General features: G+C 58.7%; 9 protein-coding genes. All 9 read right to left on the reverse strand.

What is annotated here, in order from left to right; translation table 11 throughout:
* Nucleotides 1-2: 2 nt before the first annotated feature.
* The 9 genes from VSP_RS38175 to VSP_RS30720 all read right to left on the reverse strand — a co-directional run bounded on the left by VSP_RS38175 (nucleotide 3) and on the right by VSP_RS30720 (nucleotide 16,013).
* Nucleotides 3-4,004, reverse strand: coding sequence for a DUF1800 family protein (locus VSP_RS38175; protein WP_157211148.1), 4,002 nt, complete (start codon nucleotides 4,002-4,004; stop codon nucleotides 3-5).
* Nucleotides 4,005-4,384: 380 nt separating this feature from the next.
* The gene (locus VSP_RS38180; protein WP_157211149.1) at nucleotides 4,385-5,626 is read right to left on the reverse strand and encodes an AraC family transcriptional regulator; all 1,242 of its coding nucleotides are present in this window, start codon (nucleotides 5,624-5,626) and stop codon (nucleotides 4,385-4,387) included.
* A gap of 434 nt (nucleotides 5,627-6,060) precedes the next feature.
* A complete protein-coding gene (locus VSP_RS30690) occupies nucleotides 6,061-9,276 on the reverse strand; it encodes a DUF7133 domain-containing protein (RefSeq protein WP_009965558.1) in 3,216 nt (1,071 codons plus the stop codon).
* Nucleotides 9,277-9,430: 154 nt separating this feature from the next.
* The gene (locus VSP_RS30695) at nucleotides 9,431-11,356 is read right to left on the reverse strand and encodes an FAD-dependent oxidoreductase (protein ID WP_009965560.1); all 1,926 of its coding nucleotides are present in this window, start codon (nucleotides 11,354-11,356) and stop codon (nucleotides 9,431-9,433) included.
* Between the two features lie 31 nt (nucleotides 11,357-11,387).
* Nucleotides 11,388-12,722, reverse strand: a complete 1,335-nt coding sequence (locus VSP_RS30700; RefSeq protein WP_009965562.1) for a FecR domain-containing protein — start codon at nucleotides 12,720-12,722, stop codon at nucleotides 11,388-11,390.
* 2 nt (nucleotides 12,723-12,724) lie between these two features.
* Nucleotides 12,725-13,261 (reverse strand): RNA polymerase sigma factor, encoded by a 537-nt coding sequence (locus VSP_RS30705; protein ID WP_009965563.1) that lies wholly within the window; start codon nucleotides 13,259-13,261, stop codon nucleotides 12,725-12,727.
* Nucleotides 13,262-13,468: 207 nt separating this feature from the next.
* Complete coding sequence (locus VSP_RS40300; RefSeq protein WP_198141267.1) at nucleotides 13,469-15,070, reverse strand: PA14 domain-containing protein; 1,602 nt, start codon at nucleotides 15,068-15,070, stop codon at nucleotides 13,469-13,471.
* A gap of 35 nt (nucleotides 15,071-15,105) precedes the next feature.
* Entirely contained in the window at nucleotides 15,106-15,558 is a 453-nt protein-coding gene (locus VSP_RS30715) for an ExbD/TolR family protein (RefSeq protein WP_009965566.1), read from the reverse strand.
* Nucleotides 15,555-16,013 (reverse strand): ExbD/TolR family protein, encoded by a 459-nt coding sequence (locus VSP_RS30720; RefSeq protein ID WP_009965567.1) that lies wholly within the window; start codon nucleotides 16,011-16,013, stop codon nucleotides 15,555-15,557. The genes VSP_RS30715 and VSP_RS30720 overlap by 4 nt, the downstream gene beginning before the upstream one ends.
* Nucleotides 16,014-16,061: the final 48 nt, after the last annotated feature.

Here is a 16,061-nt window from a genome sequence, read left to right on the forward strand (position 1 = left end):
GCTTACTTCTGAATCATTCCGCAGGGGGAAGTCATGACGAGGGCAGACGCCAGCCGCAGACGCTCCTGCAGAGCCGACATCTGGGTCTGATGGTTGATGCTGGCATCCGAGGTGGAGTTCAGGTACACCGTGTGAATGATGATGTCCCTGGGGTTGTCCTCCCTTGGCGCTGCCGTTGAGAAACCGGCTCCATGCCTGGCCTTGAGCGCCCCGCTGCAATAGTAGAGGTCAAACTGGTCCACCAGCGCAGCACAGGCCTCAATGATGCTGTTACGCTGATTGAAGGCTGAGTCAGCCGGGCTGATCGTCTCGTCCCCGTTGGTGTCCATGATTTGCATGTAGGGCTCTTCCAGTCCCGTCGTGCTTGTCACGACATTCACATCACCGGGCCTGTAGCCGAACGGATTGTAAACCGGGTGGGGGTCGCCATTCGCATCCACGTTGGTCTGAGTCCGCAGATCGCGTCCCACAAAGCTCGACAAAAAGAACCGGTTAATCTGAGAGATCGACGTGATGGCATCGACCGTCTGAAATTCAGGCACCGCCAAACCGGCATCTGCGATGGCACCCGGAAGGGTGAAGTCAGGCAGGAACCAGTTGAACACGGAGGGTTTGCCAAACGGCAGCTGTTCAAGGGTCTCTTTCTTGAAGCGAATGAAGGTGGGTGGCGTTTCAAACTTGGCCAGCTCTGTGGGGAAGCGATTGGCCATCGCATAAGCAGGCCCGTACCACGCCTTGGCAAGGACGCCGGTATCCGCGAGGTGCGAAAAAGGAATGTCACTGTGCGCTTGCAGCACACGGAGCCAGCCAATCGCCTGAACGACAGGCTCTTTCTTCCGACCATAGGCAGCGCTGCCGGCAACATCCAGAGAGCGGGCCTCATAATCCAGCAGAACCGCCTTGATGACGGCACCCAGATTGCCCCCGGTGTTTTTCCATACCTGGGTCACCCTGTAGATGTAGCCGGCGGACGGGTTGGAGGTCACCAGGCGCTGAATGATGCGGCGGATGATGAACGGGGCAGTGCTGGGGTGATTGGAAAGGAAGTCCATCACGGCATCCAGATCTGTCTCCCCGGTGCCTCCTGCCGGGATATTGAACCCAAGCACGGGGAAGGTTTTGGCTCCCGTGTCGTGATAGTCACTGAAGTTCTTCATGCGCTGGGTGACACGCTCCTGGTGGGGAGAGCCGCCGTCGCCCATGAAAAAGTTCGCATTGTCCCGCATCACCCCGTTTTTCAACTCCCTCGAATAGCCCCATCCTGTGAAAACTTTTGCCATTTCCGTGATGTCTGTCTGCTCATAGGTGGGCAGGGGCAGGCCGTTCTGGCCCAGCACCAGCGAGCCGTCTTCATGCAGATGCAGGAGACCTATCGAGAAGAGTTGCATGACTTCACGGGCAAAGTTCTCATCGGGCAGTGAGATGGGATTGCCGCTCGCGTCATACCGGGCTTTCTGATTGCGCAGGTGGGAGAGGAACAGTCCCATCGTGGGATGGGTCGCAACCCCTTCCAGAAGCGTCCGGAAGCTGCCCGTACAGCCATTTTTAAGCATGTCTTCGAAGTGACTCACCCCTACGTGCTTCTCGTACAGCCTGTCATCGTCGTTGATGACAAATATCTCTGAGAGCGCGAAAGCACTGCGGCGGCGCAACTGGTCAGGCGCATAGATGGCGTAAGTATGCCAGCATTTGGTCTGGTTGCCCGGCAGCGCTTTCGTGATGCTAGGATCATCCGAGGGGGCGCCCAGGGTGTTGAGATAACGTTCATGGGCATCGGCCGCATCCACCGCGGGCGCAAGATCCGGGGAAGGGCGTGAGAACTCATTGTCAATCCAGGCAGAAAACGCCGCCATCCGGTCCCCATTGTAGGGAGGGGACATGACCATCGCCTTCATCGCCTCTACCGAAACTTGTGTGGGGCCAAATGTGGCCTGAGTCAGGAAGCGGAAGATGTCGCGCTCCAGATCCGATCCTGTCAACGCTGGCAGGGCCGGAGGGGCAGGTGGGATCACCAGCTCCGTGGATCCACTGATGGGCACAAAGGGACCACTGATCTCTCCGGAGGGGTTGGTGATGGAGGCAATGTTGAGGTGGATCCCCGCGTCGAGCAGTTTGTCGAGCACGGCTTGATCTGTGGTCAGGATCTGTCCCGCAATGATGTCCCAGGAGGCATCTTCCGCCTGACCTCTAGGCAGACTCTTGAGGTGCGTGCCCAGCGGGCTGTTGATGGTCAATATCGCCGTGGCCTGGGAGGAAGTAAGACCATAGAACCTGATGTTGACCAACGCCGAGGCGTTGTCCCCCTTGAGGCGGATGGTGGCAATACCCGACCCCTCTGAGGTGACGCCTGCCATGGGTGCGAGCTGGGCCACAAGCAGCTTGTCATTCGCCGGCACGTTCGTGGCATCATGGATCTTGACCAGTGTGCGCTGGGTGCTTCCCAACGGCCCGCAGGCCAGGGTTTCAGGCACTTCCACTGCACCATCCTGCACGGGTGCCACGAGCACCTCCACACTGGAGGATCCGGCAGGAATCAGAACGGCCCCTGAAATGGGCGCGCCACCCACCGACTTCAGGACAAAGTCGCTCGTGGAGGCCGATCCCTTGGTGCCGTCTGGATCGCCCCCATAGGTCAAGATCACAGGAAGTGCGCGAGCGCTGGATCCCGTGCGCGAGATTCTGATCACCGCAGGGGTCTGCTCTTTCTCATACCCCAGAGCCGAAACCGTCGATACAGAGACAATCTGGTTGGTCACGCCGGCAGCCCAGTCCTGAGCGAGGATGAGATCTGCACCAGGTTGCCCGGTGCCAAAAGAGTCAGGATTAGTCGGGTCAAAGCCCTTGATTGCCCTTTCTTCCCAGTCTGTCAGTTGATCGCCGTCCTGGTCACGATCCACCACCGAAACCCAAAACTCGGTCTGGCCTGCGCTGACATTGATGGTGATGGGAAGCTGTCCACCCGTGCCCGGCACCGGATCCCCGATCCGGCTCCAGTGGATGCCTGTCACGTCAGCAGCATGAACCTGGTAAGCCTTGCCCAGCAGGCTGTTCACAGTGAAGGTCACCTGGTTGGCCGCCGGCCCGTTGCTCACCACCACACTCAGTTTCGAGTTCACGTCACGGGGATTGGTCCCCGCTTTCATCTCCTCATAGTTGGACTGCCCGTCTCCGTCGGCATCCGCGGCACGTGCCTCAGGCGTGGCCACCAGCATCCCCGCGTCAAAAACCGCACTCCACACCTTGCTCAGCCTTCCATAGGAAGAGACCGTCGTCTCTCCCGGCACATCGTTGTCCACGATCAGAGAGTTGACGGGAACCTGCGTCGCGCCATCCAGGCGAATGCGGCCCGAAGTGAGCAGTGGCCCGAAGTTGAAGTTTTCCCCGGCAACAGTGATGGTTCCCCTCCCTCCACTGAGAAGGTTGATAGAGCCAGAGCCAAAGCGGCTGCCCGGAATACTTCCCGCGATCAATTGCCCGCCAGACAGCGTGACGATGCCGCTCCCTCCACGAAATTCTCCACAAATGAATCGGGAGGCTCCAGCCAGTTGCAGGGTGGCACCCATGCTGTCCAGGTTGAACCGCCCACCCCCCAGGTCCAGTTTGGCGTCGGCCTCCAGAGTGATTACTCCGGGCCCCCAAGTGCCTAGGAAAAGACCCGCCGCGCTCAATGTGTGGATGAAGGCACTCTGCCCCTTCAGATTTAACGTACCCCCGCTAAGTTTGACCGCATCCGTCGTTCTGGACGTCAAAGTGGCATCGCCTTGTAGAGTAAGCACTTTGTTGGAAAGCGTATGCTGCTCGGCGCTGTTCGCGGGATTGTTCAGGATCTCCGCCCGTCCTCCAGCTCCGATCAGACCCGGCTGGCTGTTGGTGGGCACTCCAAGCGTCCAGTTGCTGCCGGCCAATAGATTGTTGCCAGCGGCTCCGGTCCAGAGCGTATCGGCGGCAGCCAAGGTGCCGCCCCAGACGATGATTAGACATCCCACGCTTTTGATGGTTTTCATAAAGAGGTGATTGGGCATGCTTGTAATGAGGTAAAACGAAGGGAAGTACCAACTCCCCTGACCGCCTGGTCAGGAGCTCTTAACTGGGATTGCCTTGCAAGGTGCCAGTTGCTGGCAACGGACTCGTGTTCACAGCTGCGGGCCTCCCCGCAAACCCGATCATCGGCAGCCTGGCTGATTCAGGGTGAACCTAAGAGGGGGCCGACCGGCGCCGGAGGGGGGGCTGGATGATCACTCCACGGCTAATTGGAAAGAGCACAGACACAAGCATCAATTGCGCTAATTTCTGCTACGTATTGCGTCTATTTTCTAATGCATGCTTTTACGTGAAGCAGAATCAATGTCGCTCGATTTATCATAGTCATGACGATCCGCCCTGCTTACGCCGGGGTCATCGCACGGGTGGCATGCCCGCGTCGCCAATTACGGCGATGTTCCCCGGGCGGATGCCCCACCACCTTTTTGAACACCTTGCTAAAGTGCTCCAGGTGTCGATAACCGCACTGTTCCGCCACATCAAGAAGGGGCAGATTGGTTGTTTCAAGCAACTCTTTGGCACGCCGACACTGCACCCGCCAGATTTCCGCCAGCAAAGTGCGGTGCACGACATCTTTGAAACGCATTTCCAACTGACGGCGGGCGATTGGCACCCTCCCCACCACCTCCGCCACACGCACCCCGTCACAGGCCTCTCTCTGGATGATCTTCAAGGCGCTGGCAACATGCGGATCGTCCACGGCAAAGACATCTGTGCTGCGCCGCCAAGCCACCCCCACCGGAGCCAACTGTTGGATCGTGCCCATGGGTGGCACCTCGCCCGCCATCCAGAGATCCAGCGTCTGCGCTGCCCGATAGCCTGCCCCTTCAGCGTTCAAAATGATGCTGGAGAGCGGCGGAGGTGCAAGGTCTGTGAGAGATATGTCATTGTCCACTCCCAACACGGCCACATCTTCCGGCACCCGAATGTTCGAGTGGAGACAAGCATTGAGCACCTGAAGCCCCACGCGATCGTCACCTGCCCATATGCCCAGGGGCCTTGGCTGAGAATTTAGCCATCGCCCAATCACTTCTGGAGCACGGTCGGCTTCTGAAGCCTCAGGGCTCAGCAACAAACTTCCACAAACCCCGCCCCGCGCCTCGAGCAGATGTCTAAATTGCTCATACCGCTCCAAAGACCATTGTTGAAGGCTGTCCCCTACAAAGGCATGGTGCCGAAAACTGCGGTCATCAAAGCACTTCAGTGCCAGATGCGCCGCCAGCAGCGGATCTTGGGTCAAGGTGGGAAAAAAAGGTTTCTTCAACGCGCCACTGACGTTCACCACAGGGAGTCGCAGTGCCTTCAGCGACCTTTCCACTTCGGGAGTGTCCACCCGCGCGATGACGCCTTGGCCGCGCCACTCTTGCAGGCATGGCGGCGGGAGCTCAAATCGACGGCGGCGGATGACATGCAGTGCCCAAGGCTTTTTGTTCTCACGCTGGTAACGTCCAATGCCCATGAGAAGATCCCGTGAATAGGCCCCCGTATCATCGACCAGCACAGCCACCTGCTGGCAACCCGCATTGGACTTCGGTCGCGCCTCTCTGCCCGCCGCGACAGTCGGGAAGCCATTTATATGGTTCATGGTTTGCATCTGATTGCATGCAGAATGCTTTCCCCCAGACAATTGGTTACAGAATTGTGGGGACATGGCGAGGACATCCCATTTTTCTGCCCTGGCCATGCAGTGCTAGCTCTTGGAGTGGGACGTGTGTGGACTTAACTGAGCCTGTCGAGTTTGAGAATCGAACTCGACAGGCTCAATGATGGCCCGTTACAGCGGGCGAGGATCTTCAACGCAGGTGACTCACCTCCCCGCCCGACCAATGGTCGCTTCTCCGGGAGGAGATCCCCCCCGCATCTCAACCTCTTGTCACCAGCAACATGCCCCCGGCCCCAGACCGACTTCCAAGTTTGGCACCCAGCGACCGACAATTGGGCGGTTTCCTCCTTGGAGCAATTGAGTCGGCATGGTGGTGAGAAGAAGCAGGGGCGGGGCGACAGGTTGAGTTTCCCCTGCTATTTTTTACCTGCGGGAGCCTCCCGGGAGGGAGAGAGAAACTCAAGCAGGTCAATAAACTCCTCCGGCGACATCGCATTCGCGAGCCCTTCCGGCATGGAACTGACTTTCTGCGCCGCCCTGGTTTTGATATTGGCTTTCTGAATATCCATGACCAGGCCGCCAGCCACCTTCAGCTTCACCTCGGTGTCGGTCTCATTGACAATGAAACCCGCATAGTTGCCACCATCTTTGGTTTCGAAAGTGTGAGTGACGAACTGGGGGGCAACCAGCGCATTGGGTTCCAGGATGCTCTCCACTATGTCCGGCCTTTTCATGCGCTTGGCCAAGCCGTCGATGGCGGGGCCATATTCGATGCCTTCACCGGTCCACTTGTGGCAGGCGATGCAAATCCGGCGGAAGACAGCTTTGCCATTGTCAGCACTGCCCTTGGCCGTGGCGATCTCTGCGGAAACTTGTTTCCTTGCTGCCTCCGGCATGTCGGGAGCCGCAAGAAATCGCTTGAGCGCTGCTGTAGAGGCCACGGCTGGCTGGCTGGCGCTCTGACGCTTGCGCAACAGATCCAGCCCGGCCGGGCTTGCGGCCAGCTGGTTGCTCTTTAGGAGCGGGCTCCAGATCTTCTCAAGCGCGACGATGGTCGCATCAAGAGTGTAGTCGATCCAATAGTCACGAGGCTTGTCCACAGCGAGCAATACGGCTTCGACCGCCTCCTTGCCAGGCACAAAACTGAGTGCGCGGATGGCCTCGCAGCGGGTGCGAGGGAATTCATCAACCACCTGCATCTTCATGAGATCCAGCGCGCCTGGGATGCGGTCCCATTCGTCAGAGAGCACCCTCGTTGCAGCAGCGCGCACCTCAGGAGTCTGCGCCCTCAGCGCACGTTTGAGCAAATCTGGACTCACTGCATGATGCCCCTGCTGGACCCACAAGCACTCCAAGGCCAAACGGTCATTGTCAATCTTCAAAGCTTGTATGGCGTCCAGAACCGACTGCGTCGGCCTGTCGCGCAATTCACGGCGAGCCCGATAGCGAGTGCGAGGCTCGGGCTCTTCAAGTTGAGCCAGGAGCTGCGGAACTGTTTTTCCCCACTGCGTCACGGGCTCCAGCAATGGCTTGTTCTTGTACACCAGCCGGAACACGCGGCCATGGGTGTGGTCACGATTGGGGTCCCGCTGCGAGTATTGCATGTGGCCGATAAGTGCGGCGCTCCAGTCCCCAAAGTAGAGGGCGCCGTCCGCGCCGATCTGGGGATCCGTAGGTCTGAAGGTCATGTTGTTTTGGGCCGCAAGGAGATCCCCGCCCGCCCGGCGTGAGCCTTTAAAACCCGCCCCGTCATCACCTATGGTGAAAGTGGTCAGGCCATTCATGTTGATGACGCAGGCAAAAATGAAAGCCCCCTGCCATTCGTCCGGAAACTGCCGGGTACGTATCCATTCCGTCCCCACATTGGGCCGCATCCCACCGCCATTTCCCAGTACCGTGTTGAGCCCCTTGCGGCTGGAGATAGGGGCACCGGAAAGGGGCGTGTCCCAATGCTGCTGCGGCGTGGTACCATCGCCTACGATCCCCTGTCCCCACTCGTCAAAAGTGTAGCACCAGGGGTTTCCGTAGCCTGGCGTGACGAAGTGCCGGATCTTCCGGCTCCGGGGGTCAAAGACGTAACATCCGGGTTTGCCTGATCTGCGAAGAGGCCCCCATGGAGTTTCCACGGTGGTACTCATGGAAACACCTTCCAGCATGTGTAACAGTCCTCCGGGAGACCACTCAAAGGCCCCAATCGCGTGGTGGGTGTCGTCCGTGCCCCAACCATCGCTCAGGACCACTTCAACGTCGGCTTTGTCATCACCGTTGGTATCCTTGAGCCAGACGAGCCGGGGCTCATCCACCACGATCACACCACCGTTCCAGAACTCAAAACCCGTAGGGCATATCAAGCGGTCTGTGAACGTGGTCGCCTTGCCAGCCCGTCCGGTTTTGGGGTCAACTCCATCCAGGATCACCAACTTGCACCCCGGACGCGGGTCCCCCGGTTTCCACTGCGGATAGGTGCTCATGCAAGCAGCCCAGATACGCCCACGATTGTCCACATTGATCTGATTCACTTTTGACAGCGCAGGAAACTCCCGCTCGCTGGCGACGAGTTGCACCTCAAAGCCCGGCGGCACCTTCATCGTTGCGATACTCTCCTCAGGCGTGGGGTACTTCAACTCCTTGGGCTCCTTGGCTGGCTGAGTGCCAAACATGGTCTTGGGAACGAAGAGCTCCCCTGTGTTGCGGTCATCCGGCACGGCATCGCGCCCTTGCGCCAGTTCCCAGACGACCGCATCCCTCACTGCCGCCATCGCCCGGATCTTTGCATACTCACGAGGAAACGTTTCTTTGTCATGGGTGCGCCTGCCCCCATAGACATACCAGCCATTCAACATACGGTAGTCTTGGGCGTGCACCCACGCCTTGTCTGCACAAGCCGCACGGAGCTTTTCAAAATAGGGCCGCGACGTGACAGCGCTCGATGAACGAAAAAGGCCGTGATCAATCAGCGTGGCCACCTCTCCGGCTCCCTGCGGCGTCAGCCTCGCTCCATCTGTGGTGAATTGCAGACCGGGTTGGGCCGCGAACAAAGTGCGCGTCGGCGTAAAGACATCCACATAGGGCAGGCGGCGGTCGCGGGCCACTTCACCCAGTGCCTTGGCATAGAGCTCCAGGTTGGCGTTTAGCTTTTTGCCATCAGGAAGGAACTCGCCCCCCTCTTCGACCGCTGCCGGAGAGATTAGAACGAACTTCATCGCCCCCTTTTTCACAGGATAGCGGGTGGCATACTGATCAAGCATTTTCCCACAATCCACTTTGAATCGCGCCACCCCTTCTGCGCCGCCAAAAGACTCATTGTAGCCAAAGAAACAAAGCAACGTGTCAGGCCCAAAGACCTTCAAGGGATCTCCCAATGCGGTGTAGTTCGAGGGCCGCTGTTGAACCCCCACTTCATCCGCCGGGCGGCAGAAATTTCGCACCACAAGTTTTCCCTCAGAGTAGCGCAAGTGCATGAGGGCCTCCAGCGTTCCCTCCTGGCCCAGAACCTCCCCAAACGCCCCTCCCACAAGTGCGATTCTTTCCCCCTGATCAGGCGTGAATAGGGGCGGCCCAGGCTCCTGGGCAGAAACTTCCGTTGCCAAACCAACGGCGAATAGGAACGCGGCAAGATAGGACTTTTGCATAGAGAAGATAGTCAGCATCTGAAGGTTCGGAGCAGTCTGAGCCCCGGAGAGAACTTGAAAGGTGGAAACAATCTGGAGGGGAACGCAGTCCCCAGAACGGTTGCCCGCATACAACGAGAGTTAAGTGAGCTGCGGCAGAACCAGCAGCGTTGCCCTACTTCACACCGGCACCGGTGGGAAGCTCCAGAGAGCCTTCCACATTTTTGCGGCGCATGCCCCCTGGCTGCTGCATGAGTTTTTGCAGAAGGGCAAGGTGCTGGTCATACACACCTCGTGGGCTCACGTCATGGCGTACGCAGATCCAGGCGGCCTTGCCGACCACTTCACCCATCATTCCACAGGTTCGCATCACGCGAACCGGACCAATCGCCTCGCGATCCACGCTGATGTTTCGTCCCGCCATGAACAGGTTGTTGATGTTCCTGCTGTAGAGGGTGCGATAAGGAGCCCAGTAGGGTCCCTTGTACTGATATTCTTTGCCCGTGGTGGCTTCTGAGATGAACTCCTGACCCTTCAAGTCCTTGCCAAAGGCCGGGTGGGGCACGTGGATGTCGATATGCCAGCTGTTGGGATAGGCGGGGTCTGGCCACTTGGTGCCTTTGCGGAAGTCTTCTGCCTTCAACACCACATCCCCCATGAGACGCCGGGACTCGCGTTTCCCGGCGATGAAAGCGCTCCACCCAAGCCTGTGGTTGGGGTACAGGCCGTCCACATTCTTGAGCGCATCCCAAGCACCATACATGGCCCGCATGTTCAGATCGCGAATCAGCTCAATTTCTTTGATCGAATCTTTGTCAAACCCACTCTCCCAGAACCAGCCCCCAAGATTGCTAATGGGAGTGTTGGCCCACTGGCCCTTTGCCCCTTTGCGCCCCGGGAAGGGTTTGTCCGTGAGATTCAACGCCCAGGGCACACGGGGGAAAGGGGCCGCGACCTGGCCAGCTTCTGCCAGCATGGAGAGTGCATCCTTGTCCTTGCACTCACACTTCAAAACTTGCTTCTGGTCCGCTTGATCCAGGACGTTCCACAAATTGCTGGCCCCCATGCTGCCCTCCTCGGACACCTCAAAGTCTGCTCCCGCCAGGAAGCCGACTGTCGCGTCCCCCGTGCAATCCGCAAAGAGCTTTCCGCTGATCTTTACACGACGAGCCGTTCGGACGTGCTGGGCGGTCACGCTCATGACGTGTGCTCCCTTTGTATCCACAGAGTTCACACGGTGCTCCATGAACAGTTTAAGTCCGGGCTCCTCTTTCACCACAGCCATCTTCCGCTGATCTTCATACACTTCGCCCCCTTTGCCATTGCCGCTCGCACTGCTCTTTTTCGGACAAATCTCTTCGACGATGTCTCCAATGTGCGGGAAGGGCTTTTGCCGTGTGTGCCCCTCAGGCCAGACCCGCACCTCGCTGCTGGCATTGCCTCCTAGAACTGGACGATCCTGCACCAGGGCCACACTCAAGCCCTGACGGGCTGCGGACACTGCGGCAGCCGTGCCTGCGACGCCCCCACCCACCACCACCAGATCATAGCTGCCACCATCTGCTGGAGTGGGTGGCAGTCCCAGAGCAGAGCGACGCCAGGCTGTAAGTTCAGCAATGTCGTTGGGAGGGACGAAACCGGAGTCCTTTGCAAACAACACAGCATCACAGCGGCCCGCGAATCCGGTGAGATCGTGCAAGGCAAGCCTGGTGCTGCCGCCAGCCTCCACCACTCCCCCGTCCTGCCAGGCCCAGTCTGCCCCATGGGTGCCAAAAGTGGTCGCAAGCGGCTTCCCATTCACCAGAAGCTGGAAACGCCCGGGGGAGCCCGGCACCCTCCATGGGGCCACCCAGTCCCTGGTGCGCACCCACACGCGATAAGCTCCTCGAACTGGTATCTGCACCTCGGTCACGGCATCCTTTACTGGCACGCCCAGACCATGTGCCAGCAGATAGGGCGACCCCATGACATCCATGCTCTGCTGGTCCAAGTCCCAGCCGCCTGGATCGGAGAACATTTCAGCTTCTACGAGAACGTTCTGCGAGCTTGCGGAAGCCAGCATGAACACATAAGAGATGAGTGCGAGGAGAGTAAGTTTCACGATTTTTATAGCAAACAATATGCGGACGCGTTCAGGGCGCAGCATTCCGCGCCGGTGGCTCGCCCACCCGCAATACCGCGTCATCAAAGGCCACGGTGCCAGAGCGGTCCCGCTGGACACCGAGGAGCAGTTCAAAACTAACACCCTTGGTGCCCGGAGGAGCAATCGCTGCCAGTTGGGCAGACTTGTCCGCATTTATGGTCTCACCACTAAAGAGGAAAGCCTTCGCTGCATAGGCAAATGCCTTGTTATACTTATCAATGAAATTCAACTTCAGTACGGCGTACTGACCCGCACGCAAGGGATCCTCTGTATGCTCCAGTGTGCGTACAGAGGCCACAAACGTTCGTCCGGAAAGTCCTTCTCCGAAGATTTTCTGCCGGGCATGAGGCCAGGAGAATTGTTTTCTGGCTGAGACAAGCAGAACGCCATTTTCAATCCGAACACCCTTGGACGAGAACAACCAGTCTTTGCTCCCAGGTGTGGGTGTGTCGAAGGTGCCATTTTTCAGCCAGTTGTCCTTGTCATCGGGCACTCCCACGCTCTGGTCAAAGCTGCTCAGCATTTGTTGCACCTCCTCCGGGTTCAGCATGGTAACCCCCAGGGTTCTTACCTCGGCCGCCTCTCCCTTCCGCAGGACGGTGCCCCCCTTGCCACCACCAACCTTCACCTCCCCGCTTAGCACGGCAACTCGGGTGCTCTGATCCTCCCGCGCCTCAACGGTGAAATCGGTGCCAAGGTCCTCGACACTCGTTTGCGAGGTGTTCACCGTGAGCCGGGACGCAGGAGTTGGACAACGGCAGACCACTTTTCCAGACCTCACAAAAAGAGAGGTCGGCCCCTCGAAGCGTATGGACGCCGGCCCTTCCATCAGCACAGAAGCTCCATGGAGGGTTTGAAACTCCGCAGTGCCCTCAATCAGGCTGAGGTCTCGCCCAGCAGGGTCATTTCCCGCGGTCACACTCAAGGCCGGTGTATCATCGCTCCAGCGGGCATTGACCGTACTGACCAACAAGGCCGCCGACGGCTTCACCCCAGGATCGCCAAGATTGAGGCACAATACGAGGGCAACGAAGACAAATCCTGCCAGTCCAAATGACCAGGAAGTGAGCAGCGAACTGTTCAACATCCGGGACCGCTTTGTATCCGGTGCCACGCGACGGGGCGGCCTGCAGGGCATCTCTTTCCAGCTTCCAAGCTCCTCTCCCCACTCGCCGAGGATAGCATCCCAACTCGCCCACTCCCAGAACTTCTCCTGATTTTCAACAGAGCTGAGAAGACGCTGTTCCAGTTCATGCCGATCTTCTGGGGAGAGCGTCCCGTCGAAGTAGGCATTGAGCAGTGAGTCGAGTCTTGTGAGGGCCATGACTACAGGGGTTTGGAAACAATGCGCCGCTCTATACAGAGCCGCAACGTGTCACGTGCGCGCATGAGCGCGACTTTTACCGCCCCTGTACTCAGTCGCATCGCACTTGCAATTTCTGGAGGACGGAGGCTTTGTTGATATCGCATTTCGATTGCGAGCTTTGCCTTGGGGGCCAGGCGCTCAATGCAAGCTGTCAGGTGATCAACTCGCTCATCAACCGCTCCAAAGTCCCGTTCCTTCTCAGTCAAGGCCTCGACAACCTCCAGGCGCAACGCCTCCGGCGGCGCGCCTGACTTCCTGAATGACTCCAGCACCTTGAAGCGAGCAATGGTGAACAACCACGCACGGAAGTTGGTACCCTCCTGGTAGGAGGCAGCGCGGGATGTCACGGTCAAAAAAGTATCCTGAACCAGATCGTCCACCAAGGCCCGCTCGCGGACCAACGCACGCAGAAACCCGCGTAAAGCCACCATCTCGCTGACGAACAGCTGATGCACATGCGCGAGATGGCTTGGGTCGCTGGTTCCAGATTCAGACATTCAGAAATTAGATGTGGGGAAAAACCGCTTGGTAACATTTATTTTCGGAAAATTGCTCACGGGGGCTGGATCAGTGGGCACAACGACCATCTGTTCTGTCCGATGCTTCGCCTTGGGTTATATGACCCGAGTAGGCTGCGGCACACGAGGAGTCCCGTACTCGCGGGAGTAGTTGGGTCTGGAGCCGGGTCAAGTCTCCCGTGGCTTTTAGCGGCGCAGCATGTCCAGAGGACCTGATTTTTCACCCAGGACTTTCCAGACGGGTGCATTCTCTTCAAAGGGAGGTGGATTGTTCATCTTGGGCAACTTCCCGGCGGAGAGCCGAAAAAGCGGCAACCCATTTTTTTTCTCCTCTTCGATGCACAGGCAGGCAAAGAACTTCCCGCCCGGCTGCTCGCCAATCAGGATGTCTATGTCATACCACTGCCCCTGTACCGCTTTGAAAGGGGTCCCCTTGACATAGCCTTTGCGCGGGAAGCCGACGTAGGCACCTTCAGGCTCAATCGATGCCTGGGACAATGATGAAACTGGCTTCCACGAGGCGTCGAGAACGTGCTTTTTGTCAAAGAACACCACCAGGGTGTCGTCGCCCGCACCCATGAATTGATAGGTTCCCGTCTTGGGCGGCGAAACTTTACCCTTGTAGTGAGCCACCCATTGCGATGGCTTGACATGGTCCTCCACCCCGTAGGCTTTGGGTGCCTCCCCAGCGCCCATGTCCGGCATGACAAATTGCGTGGCGTAAAGTTTGGTCGGCGCCCTGTAGTACTGGTCCATATCTGACTCCTTTAACCCGCCTTCAACCCAGGCGCGCACAGCGCTGTTATAGAGCTCAGGACTCATCGTGTGGGGGCGCCCCCCCTTTGTTTGCTTCAAGTCATAGAAAGTGCCCTCCAACCCGCCCCCCCCACGGGCACCAAACATGGTCAGGCCAAGGCCGCCCGTGCCCAAGCCGCCAACGCCCATGCCGTTGCCGTTGCCGAACCCCAGGCCGGTCCCGAAGCCCGCACCGCCCATGCCGCTCATGCGACCGGCCACGACCTGGGTGCTGCTCGTGGCCATGGTAGGCATCTCCGGCAGCGTGATGTTGGAGGCCAGGCCCTGCACGGAGATGCGTCTGGCTTGCGCGGGCGCCCCACCGGCGTTTTTGCGTTTTTGCAGAGAGACTTTGTGCTCCAGCGCCCGCTTGCTGGGGCTCGATGTGGGAGGACCGCTGGAGAACTGCAGCTTGCGTTTGGCGGCAATCTGCTGAACCACCCAATATCCCGCCCCCAAGCCCAGCACGAGGTGTAAACCAATGCTCACCACCAGAAAGCTTGCAGAGAAGAGCTTTCGTTTCACCTTCTTGGGCGGGGAGGCAGCCGTGGCAGGTGGGGGCGCATGCCTGGCTGAACTTGACACCACCTGGTCGTGGGACAGCACCGCGGCCGAGCGCGGCCCGGCTGCGGCCACCGATGGGGGGGGAAGCGATGGCAGGGACGGGGCAGGCAAGAAAACCGGAGGCGCGCTAGCGCCGGACTTCGGCTGTGAAATTGACTCCTGAACCCGTATGACCGGGGGGGCAGGCGCATGTACTTTTTCTGCCGCAGGCACCCAGGCAGGCTCGGGGGGCGCTGACTGGAGGGCGGCAATGGCAGCCAGTGCCTTTTTGCGCAGCCCCAGGGAGGTGACGCCCATTTCACGCAACTCCTCACCAGAAAGGGTTGGCAGCAGGTCCACCGTGATGTCGTTCTCGATAAACGGGCTCAGCAGTTCATCCAAACCGTGGCTCTCAAGCCATGCCTGGATGTCTGTGGTGGGATCTGTCATGGGCATCGTGAGAAGCTGATCTGTGGCGTTCTGCATTATTCTTCCTCCTCGGCGACAGTGAAGGTAACGTTGGTTATTTCCGCTGCAGCCAGGGCATCCAGCACATCCACAGTGCGGGCGTACTTTGCCTCCGGCTCGCTCAACACCGTCACCAACGTGGGGGACTTGGCAGCGTCAGCGCTTTGCTTCAGCCTCATCAGGGCTCCGGTCAGGCGCGGCATCTGATGCCCCCCCTTGGCGTCCATGGGTTCATCGTTGAGCAGCACTTCACCATTCTCGGCTATGTTGATGACCACTTCGTCCGTGAACTCCACGCTTTTGCTGGAGTCCACCGTGCCGGGCAGTCGCTGGTTGAGCTCACGCTCCACCTTGACCGCACCCGCCATCACCATGAAGAAAAGCATGATGACAAAGACCACGTCAATCATGGGGGCAATCTGGAACCCGAGGTTGCCATCGCCGTGGGAGTTGGGATTGTATGCCTTCATTCCTTGTTGGTGGTGGAAAATGAGATGTCACTGATGCCAGCCTCTGCAGCGGCGTTCATCGCAAGCGAAACGCTCCGGGCATTGCCCTCCCGGTCCCCCCGAATGACCACGCGGTATTCGGGGTTCTTGCCTTTGGACCCCGTCTGGTCAGCCGCCTTTTTTGCCACGGCCAGATCAGCGCTGAGCTTGGTGAGGTCGGTGTAGGGCTTTTCGTTGTAGGTATAGACCGCTTTCTTTTTGGCGGCCTCCCACCGTACATTGATGACCCCCTCCGAGCGGGCATTGTCTTTCTTGATGCCATGAGTGGCCACAGGCAGGGTGATGCCTTTGTCCACCTTCAACACCTGGGCGCTGGTGATGCTCATGAAAAAGATGAGCAATACCAGCAGCACGTCAATCATCGGGGCGATTTGAAATTCCGGCTCGCCCTCTCCGCCGCCACCTCCGCCTGCCATATCGGTACTGGAGTAACTGGGTTGTGATTTCGATCAACTAGGTCGGAC

The sequence above is a fragment of the Verrucomicrobium spinosum DSM 4136 = JCM 18804 genome (assembly GCF_000172155.1).
In the GTDB taxonomy this organism is placed as follows: Bacteria; Verrucomicrobiota; Verrucomicrobiia; order Verrucomicrobiales; family Verrucomicrobiaceae; genus Verrucomicrobium; species Verrucomicrobium spinosum.